This is a genomic window from Zoogloea oleivorans, assembly GCF_008107625.1.
GTDB lineage: Bacteria > Pseudomonadota > Gammaproteobacteria > Burkholderiales > Rhodocyclaceae > Zoogloea > Zoogloea oleivorans.
Window position 1 is genome coordinate 203,307 of the sequence record NZ_SDKK01000001.1, and the last position, 18,026, is coordinate 221,332.

The window sequence follows — 18,026 nt, forward strand, 5'->3', positions numbered from 1 at the left end:
AGGGAGAAAGGGAAAGAGCCCTTTTCTGCCTGATGGGCTGTCGGCTCTCGTTCGTGTTGCCTGTTTGCACTTATCCATGAAAAAGCCCGCCGACCCCGAGGCCGGCGGGCTTTTTTTCCGGGCCAGACTGGCTTCAGTCCGACTCCGGCCGCATCTGCGGGAACAGGATCACGTCGCGGATCGCCGGGCTGTCGGTGAGCAGCATGACCAGGCGGTCGATGCCGATGCCGCAGCCGCCGGTCGGCGGCAGGCCGTATTCGAGGGCGCGAATGTAGTCGGCGTCGTAGAACATGGCCTCTTCGTCGCCGGCATCCTTGGCCGAGGCCTGGGCCTGGAAGCGGGCGGCCTGATCTTCCGGATCGTTCAGTTCGGAGAAACCGTTGGCGATTTCACGGCCGACGATGAACAGCTCGAAGCGTTCGGTGATTTCGGGGTTGTCGTCGGAGGCGCGGGCCAGCGGGCTGACCTCGACCGGGTAGTCGATGATGAAGGTCGGCTCCCAGGTTTCGGCTTCGGCGCAGGCTTCAAAGAGCTGCAGCTGCAGGCTGCCGAGACCGCCCGGCTTCACCTTCTCGCCGAAGTCCTTGATCTTCTGCTTGAGCCAGTCGGCGTCGGCCAGCTGGGCGTCGTTGAAGCCGGGGTGGTGCTTGCGGATCGCTTCGACGATGGTCAGGCGGTGGAAGGGTCTGGACAGGTCGAGCTCGCGGCCCTGGTACTGGAACACTTCGGTGCCCAGCGCCTCGCGGGCGGCGTGGCGCAGCAGGCCTTCGGTGAAGTCCATGAGGGTGCGGTAGTTCGCGTAGGCCTCGTAGAACTCCATCATCGTGAATTCGGGGTTGTGACGGGGCGACAGGCCTTCGTTGCGGAAATTGCGGTTCACCTCGAAGACCTTCTCGAAGCCGCCGACCACCAGGCGCTTGAGATAGAGCTCCGGCGCAATGCGCAGGAACTGCTGCATGTCGAGGGCGTTGTGGTGGGTGACGAAGGGCTTGGCCGAGGCGCCACCGGGGATGGGGTGCATCATCGGCGTTTCGACTTCGAGGAAGCCGTGGCCGGTCATGTAGTTGCGAATCGACTGGATCAGGCGGCTGCGCGACAGGAAGGTCAGGCGGCTTTCCTCGCTCATGATCAGGTCGACATAGCGCTGGCGGTACTTGGTTTCCACATCGGCCAGGCCGTGGAACTTGTCCGGCAGGGGGCGCAGGCTCTTGGTCAAAAGGCGCAGCTCGCTGCTCTTGATCGACAGTTCGCCGGTCTTGGTACGGAACAGGGTGCCAATGGTGCCGACGATGTCGCCGATGTCCCAGCGCTTGAAGTCGGCGTAGCCTTCTTCGCCGAGCGCGTCACGGGTGACGTAGAGCTGGATGCGGCCGGACAGATCCTGGATGGTGACGAAGCTGGCCTTGCCCATCACGCGTTTGAGCATGATGCGACCGGCAACCTTCACCTCGACCGGCAGGGCTTCGAGTTCTTCGACGGTTTTTTCACCGTAGACCTCGTCGAGTTTGCCGGCGGTGTTTTCCCGGGAGAAGTCGTTCGGAAACGCCTTGCCGGTAGCGCGCCATTCGGCGAGCTTCTGACGGCGTTCGGCGATCAGCTTGTTTTCGTCCAGGGCGGGCGAGGAGTTCTGGTCGGACATGATGGGCTCTTCAATCAACAAAATCGGGGGGCGGCTGCATCAAAAAAACGCCGCAGAGCCCTGAATTTTGACACATCCGGGCCGGATCGTCGCGAACGGTGGCGGTTGGGGCCCCGTTGTGCCTGTCGGCTACAGGAAAATCTCGTCGATGTCGGACTGGATCTGGGCCTGACCGGCCGGTGTGGTGATGCGCAGCTTGCCGCTCATGATGAGCTCGTCGAAGCCATTGACCTGGTTGCGGCCGTGCTCCTTGGAGTAATACAGCGCTTCGTCGGCACGACCGAGGAGCTCAGCCGGCGACAGGCGCGGGTCGATGCGCGAGAAGCCGACCGAACAGGCAACCCGCCCGACCCGCGGGAAGTCCTGGCCTTCAACCGATTGGCGGAAGCGGTCAAAAATGCTCTGTACGTGGTCTTCGGCCACGTTGCGCAGCATCACCACGAACTCCTCGCCGCCGAAGCGAAACAGCTTGTCGTGGCTGCGGAAGCTCTGCCGCATCAGGTCGCCGACGCGCAGCAGCACCTCGTCGCCGAAGAGGTGACCGTAGTTGTCGTTGATCTTCTTGAAGTGGTCGATGTCGACCACGCCGAGCCAGCAGGGCTGCGCCACTGCCAGCTCCGGCTCGCGGCGCTCAAGCGGGGTCTGGAGGGCCTGTTCGGCGAGTTCGGCGGCGGCGATCAGACGCTCGAAGTCGTCGTCGAAAGTCTTGCGGTTGAGGAGCCGGGTGAGGGTGTCGAGGTTGGCGTATTCCCAGGCCTGCTGCTGATTCTCGAAACAGCGCAGAAACAGGCTGAGGGCGCTGCAGTCGCTCTCTTGCGGTTTGGTCGGACTGTGGATTTCCAGTACCCAGTGGGCCTGGCCCAGGGCCCCGATGGCGAAGGCGAGGCGCCAGGTGTCGCCTTCGTGCATGATTGCGTGGCCGAAGTCGGTGTGCAGGCAGTCGGCCAGCAGGGGATCGACGGGCAGCCACGACTGGCCGTCGCAAACGTCGTCCCAGTAGGTGTCGGTGCCATCGGAAACGCAGCAGCCGAGCAGGCCGACGCACAGGTCGGGAGGCGTGAAGCGTACCGAGAAGAGAAGGCTGTAACTGCCGTCAAGAAAGCGCATTGCCGTTTCGGCTGCCGTGCGAAATATGCTGCGCAGATCCCGTGTCCGCGACAAGACCTCGGCTCCGGCGAGGAGCTCGAGCATGCGGGACGATGGTTGGGATGCCTTGCGGGTGGGCATGGTGCGAACGGGTAGTGCCTTGACCAGCTTGATAACGTCCGGAGCCAGTAAATCTGAAGCCCATTTGCGTACGCCGGAGCGGGACCAGGCCCCGCTCCGGTGCTCAGACGGCGCGCTGGATCAGCCCGATGGGTGGGGCCCAGTCATCGCCGGGTTTTTTCTTGCGGGTCACCAGGGTGAGCTGGGCCGGGGCGAAGACGTTGGCGTTGTGGGTCACCGGCGTGGTGATCAGGTATTGGGCGCGGGTGGCGCGCAGGAAGGTGCCGACCCGGTCGATGTTGGCGATGTCCAGGTGGGCGAAGGGCTCGTCGATGAACACAAAACCGCCGGGGCGGGCCTCGTCCATCAGCAGGGCGATGAGCAGGATCAGCGACTTCATGACCTGCTGGCCGCCGGAGGCTTCGCCGTCGTTGAGGCCGACGGCGCCCTTGCGGTCGAAGTCGAAGCGCACTTCGAGGCCGGCGGAGGATAGCAGGCGGTCGTCGTTTTCCAGCACCGGCACCGGGCAATCCACGTCCACGTTGGCCAGATCGCCCAGGGAGCGCAGGTTCTTGCCGTACTGGCGCACGGTGGCGCGCAGTTTGGCGATGTAGGCGGCGCGGGCGTCGGAGGTGAGGCGGCGGGTGGTGGCGAAGTAGGATTCCCGCTCGGCGTAGTCGCGTTCGCGCAGGTTGAGGTCGGCCTTGAGCCGGCTGGCCAGCGTGAGGACGGTGTCGTCGGTGATCCAGTCGCCATCGGTGAGGCGGGAGCGCAGGCGCTCCAGTTCGCTGCGGGCGCCGCGGGCGTCGCCGTAGCGCTCGGCGAGCAGCGCGGTTTGCTGCGCGTCGCACCAGTCGACGGGAATGCCGCGGCGCTGCTGACGAAGACGCTGGATGCGCCTGGCCTGTTCGCGGCGGCGCGGAGCGGCCTCTTCGGCCAGATCGCTCACCCGGCGGACAAGGCCGGTGATTTCGCGTTTGCGGCGGTCGAATTCGATGTCGATGCCGCGCAGGCGCTGGTCGATCTGCTCCACGTCGCCCTTGGCCTCGGCGCGGGCGGCAATGGCGGCGGTGAGGCGGGCACGAGCCTCCGGCAGGGCGCTGTCGGCCTGCTCGAAGGCATCGGCGCGGGCGGCCAGCAACTGGGCGGCCTCGATGCCGTGCAGGCGCGCGCGCAGGGCGTCGGCTTCTTCCTTGGCGGCGTCGAGCTCGGGGCGCAGGGCGCGCAGGCGCGCGTCGAGGCTGTGCATGTCGGCATCGAGCTGCTTGAGACGGGCGGCGCGGGCCAGCTCACCAAAGTGGAATTCGGCCGGCTTGCCCAGGTGGCGGGCGCCGCGGCGTTCGCGGTGGTAGCCGTCGAGGGTGATCCATTCGGTTTCTTTCGGCAGGCGGCGGGCGGTGTCGGCATCATCGACGCGCTGGATGCGGTTGAGCAGGTCGGGCAGCCAGCGCGGCACGTCGTCGGCGAAGCGGATGACTTCGGCCAGCGAGCCGCGGGTGGCCGGCGGGGCGGTTTCGAGCTCGGGCACCAGGAAGTGGCGGAAGCGCTCCTGCTCGCCCAGCGCCCAGGCGGCGTGGCGGTCTTGTTCGCGTTCGAGCAGCAGCACGTGGCGGTAGGGGCGCAGCACGGCTTCGACGGCGCCCTGCCAGGCCGGGTCGGTGACCTCGACGATTTCGGACAGGGCCCGGTGGCCGATGCCGGCTTCCTTGAGGCGGGCGCGGAAGCGCGTGACCTCCGGATCGCCCGGCGAGCCCCGGTGATCGCGGGTGGCGCGCAGCTGGGCGGTTTTCTCTTCGAAGCGGGCGACGGCTTCGCGTTCCTGGCGTTGCAGTTGCAGTAGTCGGGCGTCGGCCTTGGCATAGGCGGCTTCCAGGTCTACCGCGCCGTCACCGGCTTCGCGGGCCAGGCGGGCACGCAGGGCGCTGCGCTCGGCGAGGAGCTTGTCGTAGTCGCGCACTTCGTCGTGGGCGGCGAGGTGGGCCTTGTCGGCTTCCAGTTCGCGGCTGCGGGCGGCCTTGCGTTCGTTGTCGGCAGTGGTTTTTTCGGCTTCGACCTGGGCGGTGCGGGCCTTCAGGGCGGCCAGTTCGTCTTCGCTTTTTTGGCGTTCGGCACGGCTGCGACCGATGTCGTCGCGGGCCAGCGCGATGTCGCGGACCAGTTCGGCGACTTCGAGGCGCGGCACGATCTCGCTGGCGAGGGCTTTGGCTTCGTCGTCGAGTTGCTTCCATTCGAGGAAGCGGTCGGCTTCCAGACGCTTGGTTTCGGCCTGGGCGCGCAGGCGGTCCAGGTCGAGGCCGAGGGCCGCCAGTTCCTTTTCGGCGTTGTTCTGTTCTTCGCGGGCGGCGGCGTAGTTGTCGAGCACTTCCTTGTCGCCGAAGACGTCGAAGACGAGTTCGAGGAGGGCCTTTGGCGAGTATTCGCAGAGCTTGTCGGTGTCGCCCTGCTCGAGCGCCAGGACCTTGGCGATGGCCGGGGTCAGGCCGCCCCAGGCGAGGCGGCTCTGGTAGTCGCGGTAGCCGACCCATTCGACGGACTTTTCCTCGTTGGCTTCGAGGGCTTCGATGGCGATGTCGCCGTCGGCGATGGCGTAGTCGCGGGTCCAGTCGCCGCCGGCGCGGCGGATGCGGCAGGCCAGCGTGACTTCATCCTTGAGGCATGGAAAGAAGGGGCGCTTGCCGGTGCTGCCGGGCTTGTTGGCGACCACTGCACGAATCCACGCGAAGCTGCGGTTGGCGCGGCGCACGTAGCGGCGGAAGTCGCGCTTGCCCGAGCAACGCAGGCCGAAGAGGGTGCGCAGGGCGTCGAGCAGGGTGGTCTTGCCGGAGCCGTTGGGGCCGACGATGGTGATGATCTGGGCGTCCAGCGGCAGGTTGAAGCGGCGCCAGTAATCCCAGTGGACCAGTTCGAGTTGCTTGATGTGGAACATGTCAGTCGTCCTCTTCCGCGTCGGCGTCGTCGGGCTCCGGTGCCGTGAAGGCGTCGCGGGCCGGGGGCGGGTGGCCGGCCTGGGCGAGGACTTCGCCGAGGGTGCCGTAGATGATGCGGTCGGCCAGGGTGCGGTAGTCGAGCAGCACGTCGAGCAGCGGCCCTTCGAGGATCATGCCGCCCTTGCGTTCGATGAAGCCGAGCTGGGCGAGGCGCGACAGCAGCTTGCCCTGCACGTAGGTCTTGTGGCCGAGGACGGGGGCGAAGTCGGCCAGCAGCGACGCTTCGACAATGGCGCCGGAGACTTCCTCGCCGTGTTCGAGCGGGCCGTCCTTGCCGAACATGTCGCTTTGGCCGTCGTCGGCGAGCTTCTGGCGATTCACCTGGCGTTCGCGTTTGGGCAGGATGATCAGCGCCCAGATGACCACCAGCAGGGCCAGCTGGTCGCGGGTCAGGCCGAGGTTGCTGGCGGCGTATTCGCGGGTGGCGCCGAAGACCGGCTCGTGCACGTCGGCCGTGAGGGCGACGGCCACGTGGGCGGCGTAGGGGTTGTCGATGAGTTGCAGGCCGACGGCGGCGAGGCGTGCGTCGAGGTCCACGCGGAAGGCTTCGTCCACCAGCGCGCGGCGCACCAGCGCATCGGTGCGCGGCAGGCTGCGGCTGGCCAGCAGGCGGGCGGTGAGGGTCCGGATCTGTTGTTCCATCAGGCTTCGTCGGAAAGGGTTTCGGTGTTGTCGGACGTGGGTACGACTTCGGCGGCCGGCAGGCTGCCGCGGGCGCCAACCAGGCCGGCTGACATGCGGGCGATTTCGTCTTCGCCGACCTTCACGGTGCCGGCCTCGAAAAGCACGTCGAGGGGCAGGCGCATGAAGTCGCCGATGGGGCCGTCGGCCGGGCTGCTGCCGGCGCTGTCGCCGCCGTCCGCCAGTAGCGCCAGCAGTGACAGCCGGTAACTGCTGGCCGGGAAGCCGCCACCGGCAACCACGTGGGCGAGGCTGGCCGGTTGTGCACCCGCCTCGCCGAGGCGAGCCAGGCGCTGGCTGAAGTGCTGCAGGAGGCGCAGGTCTTCCTGTTCGGGCTGGCGGTCGGGGGCGTCTTCGGACGGCGGCAGGGCGGTGTCGGCTTCGATCTGGCGGGCCTCTTCGGAAAGGGCCAGTTCGGCCCGGTCGAGGAGTTCGTGGCCACCGGCCAGCAGCGTGAGTTCGGGGGCCGGAGCAAGGGCGCCGAGGGCCAGTTCGGCCAGCCTGCGCGAGTCCAGTCCCCGCAGCCAGCCGGCCACGTCGCTGGACGAAATGCCGGAGCCGCCGAGGGTGACGCGCTGGGCTTCGATTTTGTTGACGGCGCGCTGGAAGGCCGCATCCACCCGCGCCAGGCGCGACTGGGCGAGGCCGATACGCTGGGCCACGCGGGCCAGATCAAAGGGGACTTCCGGGTCGGCCAGCAGATTGAGCAGGACCTCGGTGCCCTTTTCGATCCAGCGGGTGTTGGCGGACAGGCGCCGGCGGGCGTCGGCGATGCGGAATTCGGAGCCCGAGGCGATGGCGTCTTCAAAGTGCCAGGCCAGATCGTTGAGCTTGCCGAGCAGGTGACCCAGGGCCTCTGGCGTGACGCTGCCGACGGCCTGCAGGCCAGCCAGCTGGGCGGTCAGGAAGCCCAGCTCGAGGTCGTCCTCGGCGCTGAAACTGACCAGCATGCCGATGGCAGCGACCGCGTTGCGGCCGAGGTCGGAGAGGGCGTAGAGGTTATCGTCGCCGATTTCGAGCAGGCCGTTGCCGCGCAGGCGGCGTAGTACGGTTTCGAGCTTGACCGGGTCGAGGAAGGCGAAGCGCTGGCGCAGGGTTTCCGGTTCCCAGCGCGGGGCGTCGGTTTCACGGCCGATCTCGCGCAGCACCAAGAGGCGCATCAACACCTCGGCTTCGCTGCCGTGGAAGAGTGTGCTGAAGGCTGAGAGCAGCGTGCGGGCGTTGAGGAGCGGGGCCAGCTCGGGGACGTCGTCGGCAGTGACGCCGGGCGCCAGCAATTCCTCCAGGCGGACTTCGTTCATGGCGTGGACAGGTTTCAGCGAAACAGGGCGAGGGCGCTGACGCGGCCTTCGATTTCAGTGGCCATGCGCTTGTAGGCCGGGGCGCCGACACCGCCGAAGCGGCGCTGGAATTCGTGGGCCATCATGAACTCGGGCAGCCCGTGGATGGATGGCAGCATGGCCGCGTCGGTGAGCCCGACAGCGAGGGCTGCGGCGAGGCGCTCGGGATTCTGTGCGGCGAGTTCGCCCAGGCGGGTGCCGGCCCGGTCGGCGGTGAGGTCGACGAAGGAAAAGCCGCTGCCCTTTTTGGCGTCATCGACTTCCTTTTCGAGGCCAATGGCGTTGGCCAGCGGCTCGCTGGCCCAGGCTGCCAGCGCGGCGGAGACGCTGAAGTGCTGGGCGAGGTCGGTACGGCCGCGCAGGGTCAGGGTCAGCGGGCGGGGTTGCGGCCACTGGCGGGCTTCGGGGATCAGCAGGGCCAGGCTTCTGCCGCTCAGGTGGAAGGCGGTGACGAGGAGGGCGTCCCGGTAGGCATTGGCGCGCTCGGCCGCGGAGGCCTTGTCGCCGGCGTTGGCCAGCAGCGGGCCGAGGACGCGGGCCAGCGGTACCGTGCGGGCTTGAGCAACGCTGTCCATCTGGGCAACCAGCTGGCGATGGGCGGCGGTGAGACGTTCGCGCTGATCCGGCGAAATGGCCAGGGCGCGGGCCGAGTCGAGGATTTCCGGCTGCCACACGTAGGTGAAGCGGACGCTGTCCGGGGCGATGATGATTTGCGAGATGGTCTGTTTGAGGAGCCTGAGCTCGTCGGCCAGCTCGGTGTGCTTGATGTATTGCCTGAGGGCGAGCTTGAAGACGGGGGAGGGGATCGGCACCTGGCCGATGTGCACCTGTTCGAGTTCGAGCTGGTCGCCACTGCTGCCGACCTGGGCACTTACGTTGAGGAAGCGGCCGAGGGGCGTGCCGGGCAGGCGCGCGGAATAACGGATCTCCGCGTGGCCCTGATAGAGGTTGAGGGCCGCGCTGCCCTTCAGGCCGCGCCCGCTGGCGAAATTGAGCAGGGCTTCCAGGTCGGCCCCGGTGATGCGGACTTCGTGGCTTTCATTGCGGGCCAGCTTGCGCGGGTCATTCTTGCGGATGATGTCCTTCGCCCGCGCGACGGCAGCCGCGGACGGGGCCTCCGCTTGCGGGACGAGCGGTATCTCTTCCACTGCCTTGAAGGCCAGCACCACCAGGACAGCCAGCAGCACCACGAAGCCGGCTGTCAGCCAGCGGAAGAAACGCATCATATTGAAGATCCCGGCAAAACTGCCTTAAACGCCCTGCTTGAGACTGGCCTGGATGAAGCCGTCCAGGTCGCCGTCGAGTACGCCCTGGGTGTTGCCCACTTCGTAGCTGGTGCGCAGATCCTTGATGCGGCTCTGGTCGAGCACGTAGCTGCGGATCTGGTGGCCCCAGCCGATGTCGCTCTTCGAGTCTTCGAGCTTCTGCTGTTCGCTCTGGCGCTTGCGCAGCTCGGCTTCATAGAGGCGGGCGCGCAGCATGGACCAGGCTTCGTCCCTGTTGCGGTGCTGGGAACGGTCGTTCTGGCACTGCACGACGATGCCGGTGGGGATGTGGGTGAGACGCACCGCGGAGTCGGTCTTGTTGATGTGCTGACCGCCCGCGCCGGAGGCGCGATAGGTGTCGGTGCGCACGTCGGCGGGGTTGATGTCGATCTCGATGGAGTCGTCCACCTCGGGGAACACGAACACCGAGCAGAAGCTGGTGTGGCGGCGGGCATTGGAGTCGAAGGGGCTCTTGCGGACGAGGCGGTGGATGCCGGTCTCGGTGCGCAGGAAGCCGTAGGCGTACTCGCCACCGACCTTGATGGTGGCGCTCTTGATGCCGGCCACTTCACCTTCGGATTCTTCCAGCAGTTCGACGCTGAAGCCCTTGCGTTCGCAGTAGCGCAGGTACATGCGTTCAAGCATGCCGGCCCAGTCCTGGGCCTCGGTGCCACCGGCGCCGGACTGGATTTCGATGAAGCAGGCGTTGCCGTCCATCGGGTTGTTGAACATGCGGCGGAATTCGAGTTCGCCAACGCGGGCTTCAAGCGCCGCCACGTCGGTTTCCACGGCTACCACGGTGTCCTCGTCTTCTTCCATCGCGGCCAGTTCGAAGAGTTCCTTGCAGTCGACCAGGCCCTGGTCGATTTCCTGCAGGTTCACCACGACGCCTTCGAGGGTCTTCTTTTCCTTGCCGAGTTCCTGGGCGTGCGCCGCATCGTTCCAGATATCGGGGTCTTCGAGCTGCTTGCTGACTTCGATCAGTTTTTCCGACTTGGTATCGTAGTCAAAGATACCTCCGAAGTTCTTGCTCCCGAGCCTTCAGGTCGGCGAGCTTGTTGGAGATGGCGTTCAGACGTTCTGCTTCCATGATCGGTGCCCTGGCTGGTTCGGGAAAACCGAGCATTATACCTTGTGTCATGGAGGCTGGCGCCGCTGGCGAAAAGCGCGGGTGGCGGCCGGAGGGGCTGTGCTAGGCTTGATTGATCCCCCGCATGGTGACGCAGAATGCCCCATTCCTCCCTCGACGCCCACGCTCCGCAGCGCCAGGGTGGGTGGCTGTTGCCGGTCAGTGTGCGCTGGATCACGCTGCTGGCCGTGCTCATCGGGCTGGTCGCCGCCGCGGCCCTGAGCTTTGCACTGGAACACTATTTCAGCGAAGAGCGGGCCCGTCAGGATTTGTCCCGCGATCTGGCGCGCACCACCCGCGTCCTGACCCTCACCATGCAGGGCCAGCTGTGGGATTACGCGCGGGACGAGGCGGAGGCCACCGTCAGGGCGCTGGTGGCGGACGATCCGCGGGTCGTCTCGGTTACGGTGTTCGACAGTGCCGCCCAGCGGCCGTTTGTCGAGTACGCGGTGGCGGGGGAGGCGGATGTGGCGAGCGTGCTTGGCCAGTCGGGTGACATCGTCGCCAATGGGGAAGTCATCGGGCGGGTGGCGGTCCGGATGACGTCGGCACCGTATCTGGCCCTGGCGCGGGCCACCGTCGAGCGGAGCATGCTGGCGACGGCGGCGATGCTGGTGATCGGCGGGGTGTTGATCATGGGTTTCCTGCAGCGCCGCCTGTTGCGCCCGATGGCGGCCCTGACGGGAGCGGCGCGGATCTTGTCGGAAGGCAATCTGAACCGCGAAATTCATCCCTTGCGGGACGATGAAGTGGGGCGCGTGGCGGTAGCCCTTGAGAACATGCGGGTGGCCTTGCTGCATGCCTTTGACGAACTGCATGCCAAGAATGACGAACTCACTGCCCACGCCGCCCTTTTGGAGCAGCGGGTGGCCGGGCGCACCGAGGCTTTATCCCGCGCCAATGAAGAGCTGCGCGGCGCCCTCGAAGCCCTGAAGAGCACCCAGAGCGGCCTCATCGAGGCGGAGAAACTGGCCTCCCTGGGGCGTTTGGTGGCGGGCGTCGCCCACGAGCTGAACACGCCCCTCGGCAATGCGCTGACGGTGGTCACCACACTGGAAGACCTGCTCGCCGGACTGGAGGCGCGCATCGCCAGCAACACGCTGCGCCGCTCTGATCTGCAAACCCATGTGGAAGAGGCGCGGGAAGGTCAGGACATCCTGCAGCGCAATGTGATGCGGGCGGCTGATCTGGTACGCGGTTTCAAGCAGCTGGCCATCGACCAGACGACCGACATGCGGCGCAGTTTCGGTCTGGTCGAGGTGGTCAACGAGATCCTGATTACCGTGCGCCCGAGTTTCAATCGCACGCCTTTTCGCATCGAGACCGACCTGCAGGACGTGACGATGGACAGCTATCCGGGGCCACTCGGCCAGGTGCTGACCAATCTGTTGCTGAACGCCCTGACGCATGCCTTTTCCGGCCGGGACACGGGCTGCGTGGCGATCTCCACCCGTTTGCTGGATGACGGACAAGTCTGTCTGGTGTGTCGGGACGACGGTGTCGGCATGTCGCCGGAGGTGCTGCAGCGGATCTTCGAGCCCTTCTTTACGACCCGCTTTGGTCAGGGCGGCTCGGGGCTGGGTTTGCATATCGCGCGCAACATCGTGGTGGGGCTGCTCGGCGGCGCCATTGAGGTGAGCAGTGCGCCGGGGCAGGGGACGGTGTTCCGGGTGACAATCCCGCCGGTGGCGCCAGCGCGACCGGTCAGTTGAGGTGTTTCAGGGCAGGTAGCCGGATTCGCGCAGTTGCTTGCGGGTTTGCTTTTGGGCCCGCTGCAGGGCCTGGCTGACGTCCTGTTTGCCGTTCAGAGCCTCGCTGATTTCCTGTCCCACCATATTGCCGATGGCCGGGAACTCCTGGATTGCCACAACCTGGATGCCGACGTAGGGCACTGGCTTGACGGTCGGGTCACGCGGGTCGGCCTTGGTGAGGGCATCGAGCACAAAGCCGGCAAAGGGGGCTGCGGCCTTGTAGTCCGGATTGTCGTAGGTTGAACGGCGGGTGCCTGGTGGGGCCGAAACCCAGCCCTCTTCGGCGGCCACAAGGCGGATGTAGTCTTTCGAGGTGGCCCAGGTGATGAACTGTTTGGCGGCGTCGCGCTTTTCGGTGGAGGCCGGAATGGCCAGTGCCCAGGTCCACAGCCAGTGGGAGCCCTTCGGCGTGACGGCGGTGGGGGCAGCAGCAAAGCCGAGGCTGGCGGCGACTTTCGATTCCTTCGGGTTGAACAGGCTGCCGGCCGCGACGGTGGCATCGATCCACATGGCGCAGTGACCGTCGGCGAAGAGCCGCAGGTTTTCGTTGAAGCTGGTGCGGACCGCGTCGGGCGGGCCGTAGCTGCCCAGCACGTCCACATACCAGTTGATTGCGTTGGCCCATTCGGGGGAGTCGATCTCGGGCTCCCAGCGTGGTGTGAACCAGCGTCCGCCAAAAGTGTTGATCAGGGTGCCGATCAGTGCCATGTTTTCGCCCCAGCCGGGTTTTCCGCGCAGGCAGATGCCGTATTGCTGTTTTTCGGGGCGATGCAGGGCCTGGGCGAAGCGGCGGATGTCATTGACGCTCGGGCGGGCCGGCATTACGAGGCCGGCTTGCTGGAAGAGGTCGCGCCGATAGTAGGTCATCGAACTTTCGGCGTAGAAGGGCAGCGCGTAGAGTTTGCCGCCCACGGTCAGGCTGCTGCGTACGGTTGGCAGGATGTCTTCGAGCTCGTAGCCGGGGGGCAGCGTGTCGATGGGCAGCAGCCAGCCCTGGCGCCAGCTCTGGGCTTCGTTGGGGCCGATGGTGATGACGTCGAACTGGCCGTCGGCGATGGCCAGGTCGCTGAGGGTGCGTCGGCGCAGGATGTTTTCTTCGAGTACGCGCCATTCGAGTTCGATGTCGGGATGGGCCCGCTCGAACTGGCGGGAGAGGCGCTGCATGACCTGCATCTCCCGGTTATTGACGGTGCCGATGGTCAGGCGTGTGCGGCCGCTGCGCGTTGGCGAGGGGGCGGCCAGGCCGTGGCGCGACAGGATGCGCAGCAGGCTGCCGTCCTTTTCGAGGGCCTTGAGACCGTTGTTGAAGGCCTGGCGCAACTCGATGTGACGGGCCTGGGCGAGCGGGAAGGCCAGGTGGAAGGGGCTGGAGAACAGGGCCGGGGTGAGGAATTCGAGCTTGCCGATGAAGTGCGGGCGGTGCAGCGCCATCAGGTCGGCGGCCACGTATTTGTCGATGATCGCCACATCGATGCGCCTGTAGGCCAGCTTGTCGAGATTTTGCAGATCCTGGCTGACCAGCTCCCGGCGCAGTCGCCCGGTGGCTTCGGCCGCCGGGGCCGGCAGGGTGCCACGGGTGGCGCCGAAGCGGTAGCGCGACAGGGCTTCGAGCGCCGCGACCGGGTGGCGTGCTGCATCCTTGCCCAGCCGAATGATCGATTCCCTGCGTTTCAGGAGGCCAAGGTGATCGCCTGGAAAGGGGGCCGACAGGATGAAATTGTCGCCCAGGGCCGGGTCGGCATAGACCGGCATCCACCCATCCACTTCGCCGCTTTCTGCCAGGCTGCGGGCCCGGCTGGGCGGATAGAAGGCGATGTCGACCCGGTAGCCGCTGCGTGCAAAGGCGGCTCTGACCAGTTCCGGGACGTAGCCTTGGTCGGGCAGGGAATGTCCGGAGTAGGGTTCGCGCTCAATGGCGGCGAAGCGGACCACGCCGCCGGCCTGAACCGGATTGCCGGCCAGGATCAGGAATAGAAGGATGCCTGCGCGAAGAAGGGGCATCCGGCGGCTTTCCGTGCGTCAGTCGTTGAGCGGGCAGCCGCTGTCGCGGTGCTGTTCCAGCCAGCGTACCAGCTCACTGCTGTCGAGCGGATGGGCGAAGAGGTAGCCCTGGGCTTCATGGCAGCCCATCTGCTTGAGGAGTCTGGCCTGGGTTTCGGTTTCGACGCCTTCGGCAATCACCGTCAGGCCCAGGTTGCGGCCGAGCTGGATGACCGTCTGGGCGATGCATTCGGTAGTCTGGGCGGGGCTCCGGATGGCATTTACAAAACCCCGGTCGATTTTCAGGCGATCGACGGCCAGTCGCTGCAGGTAGGAAAGCGACGAGAAGCCGGTGCCGAAGTCGTCCACCGCCACGCTGATGCCCAGTGTCTTGACCTTGTGGATCACGCCGATCACGTAATCCGGTTCGAGCATCGCCATCGACTCGGTGATTTCCAGTTCAAGCAGCGCCGGGTTGATTCCCGTGTCGGCGAGGGCTTGTTCGAGCATGTCGAGAAACTGGGGGTGGCGGAACTGGGCGATGGAGACGTTGACGGCCATCCGGAAGTTGGTGAAGCCGGCTTTCTCGAGGCTGATCTGGCGGAAGCAGGCGTTGCGCAGCACCCACTGGCCAATATCGACGATCAGGCCGGAGTATTCGGCGATGGCGATGAAGCTGTCGGGTGGAACCAGTTCGCCGCTTTCGGTTTTCCAGCGGATCAGCGCTTCGGCACCAATGATGCGTCCGTTGGAGAGGTCGATCTGGGGCTGGTAGTTGAGAAACAGGCGGTCGTGCTGGAAGGCATTGCGCAGGTTGCGCAGGAGCCGGACCCGCTCCTGCACTTCGGTGCCCATGTCCCGGTCGTAGCGGGCGAAACTGCCCCGCCCGTTGGCCTTGGCGCGCTTGAGGGCGATGCTGGCGCACTTGATGATCTCGGCGCCGTCACCGGTCAGTTCGTCGAGGCGCACGCAGCCGAAGGTGGCGGAGATCATCTGCTCGGCGTTGTCGATGTCGAAGGGCTCCTGGAACAGGTCGGCAACGTTCTGCTGCGGCAGGCGGCTGACAGGGCCGAGCAGGCCGAAGGTGTCGCCATGCACCCGGGCGACCATCACCGATCCGGTAAAGCTTTCGCGGAGGCGGGCCCCCACGGCGCGCAGGATGCGGTCACCGTATTGATGGCCAAGGGCTTCGTTGGTTTCCGAGAAGTGGTCCAGGTCGATGAGGATCAGGGTTTCTTCTTCCGCGCCGACCTTCCGCTTGCGGTGGTCGATCTCCTGCATCAGGCGGGTCCGGTTGGGCAGCTTGAGGAGCGGGTCCACGTAGGCCGACACGCTGAGCTGGGAAAACAGGTCGAGGTTTTCCAGGCACACCGCAATGTTGCTGCAGAAGACTTCGATCAGCAGCCGATCGGTTCCACCGATGGGTTGCGCGCTGTCCAGGTAGGCGGCCATCACCATGCCGGCGCCGGCGCCGAGCAGCAGGGCGGTGTGACGGGCGCCGAAGACGCTGGATTCTTCGGACAGGCAGCGCAGCAGGAGCGCGCGGGCATCGGCGTCGTCGACCCGGGTCAGCGGCTGGTTGAGCAGTCCGGCGTAACGACCGGCGGCGGCCACGATGCGCAGGTTGTCGGCGTTGACCGGCTCGGCGTCGTTGCGGCGGGCGATGATCAGCCCTTCCGGAGGCAGACCGAGGAGGCCCGTGATCTGGGTGATGACGCCGCTGGCGAACTCGTTGATGCCGCGCTCGGCCATCAGCTTGGCACTGCCGCGGACGATCAGGTCGAGCCCGCGCCGGCTGGCGGCGATGATGTGGAGCTGGTTGTAGGAGCGTATTGCTGCGGTGAGCGTGGTGTACAGCTTGATGCGGGTGAGGTCGGACTTGGTCTTGTAGTCGTTGATGTCGTAATCGCGGATGACGTCCATCTCGGGCGCATAGCCGGGCTGACCGGTGCGCAGGACGATGCGCAATTCATGCAGTCCGAGGGTGTCGCGAATGGTGCGGGCCAGACTCAGGCCGGCATCCACTTCTTCCATCACCACATCGAGCAGCGCGACGGCGATGTCCTTTTCGGTGGCAAGCAGGCGGCAGGCTTCGGCGGCGCTGTAGGCGTGCAGGAATTCGATGGTGCGGCCAAGCACTTCGAGGCCGCGCATGGCGAAGACGGTGGTCTGGTGTACGTCGATTTCGTCATCGACAATCAGCACCCGCCAGTTCGGCCCGGAGGGGGGCGTGTCGGGCGGTTCGTCGCAAAACAGGATTTCGTCGTTTCCCTCGCTCACGTCTTCTCCTTCGTACTGCCTGCTGACCGTATTGTCGGGTTACGGCATGGGCCGGCCTTACTTGAGCTGCTGCCCGTGTCAGCGCGGCTCCGCCGGGACTGCTTCGGGAGTGGGTGCAGTGGCTGGCGGCTGATTGCTCTTGCTCTTGCAAGACTGGAATTTCTGGCGGCATCGGTTGGAGCACAGAAACTCCACGTTGTAGTCGCCACGGGGGCAGCCCAGCAGGCAGCGGGTGTTGCTGCGGATGCAGTCGGTGAGGGTGTCTGCGGGTGGAAGCGCCTTGATGCTGCGGTTTTTTTCTTCCTCGGTTTCCTTTTTCTTCGGCTGCCTTGGCTGCATGCGGAAGATGCCGTGGGATCTGGCCTCCTGGCTGACTGTCAGCGTCGTGTAGGTGCCTTCGTAAAGGGTTTGGTGGCAGCTGCCGAAGAGGCGGAGGGTGATGGTCGGCGTGATCGGGGTGCGGATCTTGCACTTGCCGGAGTTGTTCTCACCGACGTAGATGGGGGAGGAGGTATTGAGAGGCGGGCCGGTCTTGACGCGGCCAATCAGCGTACTGCCCTGTTCGCGTACTTCGATGGTGATGGTGATCGGATTTTCAAAGCTGTCCGGGAGGAGCACGCCATCGTAGACTTCGCTCAGCATGGCAAAGGCCGCACCTGGCCACAGGATGGCGAGCAGGCAGGCAAGGAGAAGGCGGTGCAGGGCGTGCAGGAGCGTCATGGGCGGTGGCGGAAGTGGCTTGTAAGGGCGAGCCTGCGGGAGTCCCGGGCGCAGGCCGCCTTTACATCGATTCTACCCGTGACATGTCCCCTGCCGACAGGGGGCATGTCACGCCGAAGTATTAAATCTACATACGCCCGTGCCGGCTTAGAAGACTTCATCCGGGCTAAGGTAGCGCCACTGCCCGGGGGGCAGGTGGCCAAGCATGATGCGCCCGATGCGCACGCGCTTGAGGCCGACGACCTTGAGGCCAACCATTTCGCACATGCGGCGGATCTGGCGCTTCTTGCCTTCGCGCAGCACAAAGCGCAGTTGGTCTTCGTTGAGCCAGCTGACCTTGGCCGGGCGCAGGGCCTCGCCGTCGAGGGACAGGCCGTGGTTGAGCAGGGCCAGGCCTTTTGCATCGACTGTGCCTTCGACGCGCACGTGGTATTCCTTCTCGATCTTCGAGTCGTCGCCGATCAGTGCGCGGGCGATGCGTCCGTCCTGGGTGAACACCAGCAGGCCGACGGAGTCGATGTCGAGCCGGCCGGCGGGCGCCAGGCCGCGCTGGTGGGTGCGCAGGTAGCGGGTTTCGCTGGGATCTTCGGCCCAGCGGTTATCCGGCACCAGCAGCACGCTGGCGGGCTCGTAGCCGTCTTCGGCCTGGCCGGAGACGTAGCCTACCGGCTTGTTGAGCAGGAAGGTGACGCGGCCATCCTGAGCGGTCTGGCCGCGGCGGTCCAGTTCGACGGCCTGGCCGGGCTTGACGCGGGAACCGAGTTCGCTGACCACCTCGCCATCGACGCGCACCCAGCCCTTTTCGATGTACTCGTCGGCTTCGCGGCGCGAGCACAGGCCGAGTTCGGTCATGCGCTTGGAGAGGCGGATCGAGCCGTCATCGCGGAGTGGCGACGGCTCGATGGGCGTACGCGGCTCGCCGGTCCATTTTTTGCGCTCATGACGGGGAGGGCGGGCGTCGGCGTCCGGTTTGGCGAAATCGGGTCGGGCCGGGCGATCACCGGCCGGACGCGGCGGCCGGTCGCCGTAGGGACGGGCGGGGCGCTCG

Annotated in this window: 12 protein-coding genes; 1 reads left to right on the forward strand and 11 read right to left on the reverse strand. The window is 66.1% G+C overall.

Annotation, left to right across the window (positions count from 1 at the left end; genetic code table 11):
- Positions 1 to 133 precede the first annotated feature (133 nt).
- From lysS to prfB, 7 genes are all read right to left on the reverse strand, one after another.
- The gene (lysS, locus tag ETQ85_RS00990) at positions 134 to 1,639 is read right to left on the reverse strand and encodes a lysine--tRNA ligase (protein ID WP_148577249.1); all 1,506 of its coding nucleotides are present in this window, start codon (positions 1,637 to 1,639) and stop codon (positions 134 to 136) included.
- A 129-nt stretch (positions 1,640 to 1,768) separates the two neighbouring features.
- A complete protein-coding gene (locus ETQ85_RS00995; protein ID WP_148577250.1) occupies positions 1,769 to 2,866 on the reverse strand; it encodes a GGDEF domain-containing protein in 1,098 nt (365 codons plus the stop codon).
- 103 nt (positions 2,867 to 2,969) lie between these two features.
- Positions 2,970 to 5,771, reverse strand: a complete 2,802-nt coding sequence (locus tag ETQ85_RS01000; protein ID WP_148577251.1) for an AAA family ATPase — start codon at positions 5,769 to 5,771, stop codon at positions 2,970 to 2,972.
- Between the two features lies 1 nt (position 5,772).
- Positions 5,773 to 6,474, reverse strand: a complete 702-nt coding sequence (locus ETQ85_RS01005) for a hypothetical protein (protein WP_148577252.1) — start codon at positions 6,472 to 6,474, stop codon at positions 5,773 to 5,775.
- Entirely contained in the window at positions 6,474 to 7,814 is a 1,341-nt protein-coding gene (locus tag ETQ85_RS01010; RefSeq protein WP_148577253.1) for a hypothetical protein, read from the reverse strand. The genes ETQ85_RS01005 and ETQ85_RS01010 overlap by 1 nt, the downstream gene beginning before the upstream one ends.
- Before the next feature lie 14 nt (positions 7,815 to 7,828).
- On the reverse strand, positions 7,829 to 9,079 hold the full coding sequence (locus tag ETQ85_RS01015; protein WP_148577254.1) for a YfiM family lipoprotein: 1,251 nt from the start codon (positions 9,077 to 9,079) through the stop codon (positions 7,829 to 7,831).
- Between the two features lie 24 nt (positions 9,080 to 9,103).
- A protein-coding gene (gene prfB, locus ETQ85_RS01020; RefSeq protein ID WP_148577255.1) for a peptide chain release factor 2 occupies positions 9,104 to 10,208 on the reverse strand; the annotation gives its coding sequence in 2 pieces (ribosomal slippage) (positions 9,104 to 10,126 and positions 10,128 to 10,208; 1,104 coding nt in all).
- 137 nt (positions 10,209 to 10,345) lie between these two features.
- Between prfB and ETQ85_RS01025 the strand changes: the two genes are divergently transcribed.
- Positions 10,346 to 11,959: a sensor histidine kinase gene (locus ETQ85_RS01025; RefSeq protein WP_148577256.1), complete on the forward strand. Its 1,614-nt coding sequence runs from the start codon at positions 10,346 to 10,348 to the stop codon at positions 11,957 to 11,959.
- 6 nt (positions 11,960 to 11,965) lie between these two features.
- Here ETQ85_RS01025 and ETQ85_RS01030 read toward each other — a convergent pair whose 3' ends face one another.
- The 4 genes from ETQ85_RS01030 to ETQ85_RS01045 all read right to left on the reverse strand — a co-directional run.
- Positions 11,966 to 13,999 carry an extracellular solute-binding protein gene (locus tag ETQ85_RS01030; protein ID WP_148577257.1) on the reverse strand — a complete coding sequence of 678 codons (2,034 nt, stop codon included), beginning with the start codon at positions 13,997 to 13,999 and terminating at the stop codon, positions 11,966 to 11,968.
- 18 nt (positions 14,000 to 14,017) lie between these two features.
- On the reverse strand, positions 14,018 to 16,258 hold the full coding sequence (locus ETQ85_RS01035; protein ID WP_222862013.1) for an EAL domain-containing protein: 2,241 nt from the start codon (positions 16,256 to 16,258) through the stop codon (positions 14,018 to 14,020).
- A 78-nt stretch (positions 16,259 to 16,336) separates the two neighbouring features.
- Positions 16,337 to 16,978: a hypothetical protein gene (locus ETQ85_RS01040; protein WP_148577258.1), complete on the reverse strand. Its 642-nt coding sequence runs from the start codon at positions 16,976 to 16,978 to the stop codon at positions 16,337 to 16,339.
- Between the two features lie 147 nt (positions 16,979 to 17,125).
- Positions 17,126 to 18,026 (reverse strand): pseudouridine synthase (locus ETQ85_RS01045; RefSeq protein WP_246128562.1); only part of this gene is annotated, 901 nt, incomplete at its 5' end.

Coding starts and splice junctions, on each gene's coding strand:
- ETQ85_RS01040 (WP_148577258.1), bottom strand. CDS start 16,978: ATGACGCTCCTGCACGCCCTGCACCGCCTTCTCCTTGCCTGCCTGCTC.
- ETQ85_RS01010 (WP_148577253.1), bottom strand. CDS start 7,814: ATGAACGAAGTCCGCCTGGAGGAATTGCTGGCGCCCGGCGTCACTGCC.
- lysS (WP_148577249.1), bottom strand. CDS start 1,639: ATGTCCGACCAGAACTCCTCGCCCGCCCTGGACGAAAACAAGCTGATC.
- ETQ85_RS01025 (WP_148577256.1), top strand. CDS start 10,346: ATGCCCCATTCCTCCCTCGACGCCCACGCTCCGCAGCGCCAGGGTGGG.
- ETQ85_RS01005 (WP_148577252.1), bottom strand. CDS start 6,474: ATGGAACAACAGATCCGGACCCTCACCGCCCGCCTGCTGGCCAGCCGC.
- ETQ85_RS01015 (WP_148577254.1), bottom strand. CDS start 9,079: ATGATGCGTTTCTTCCGCTGGCTGACAGCCGGCTTCGTGGTGCTGCTG.
- ETQ85_RS01030 (WP_148577257.1), bottom strand. CDS start 13,999: ATGCCCCTTCTTCGCGCAGGCATCCTTCTATTCCTGATCCTGGCCGGC.
- ETQ85_RS00995 (WP_148577250.1), bottom strand. CDS start 2,866: ATGCCCACCCGCAAGGCATCCCAACCATCGTCCCGCATGCTCGAGCTC.
- ETQ85_RS01000 (WP_148577251.1), bottom strand. CDS start 5,771: ATGTTCCACATCAAGCAACTCGAACTGGTCCACTGGGATTACTGGCGC.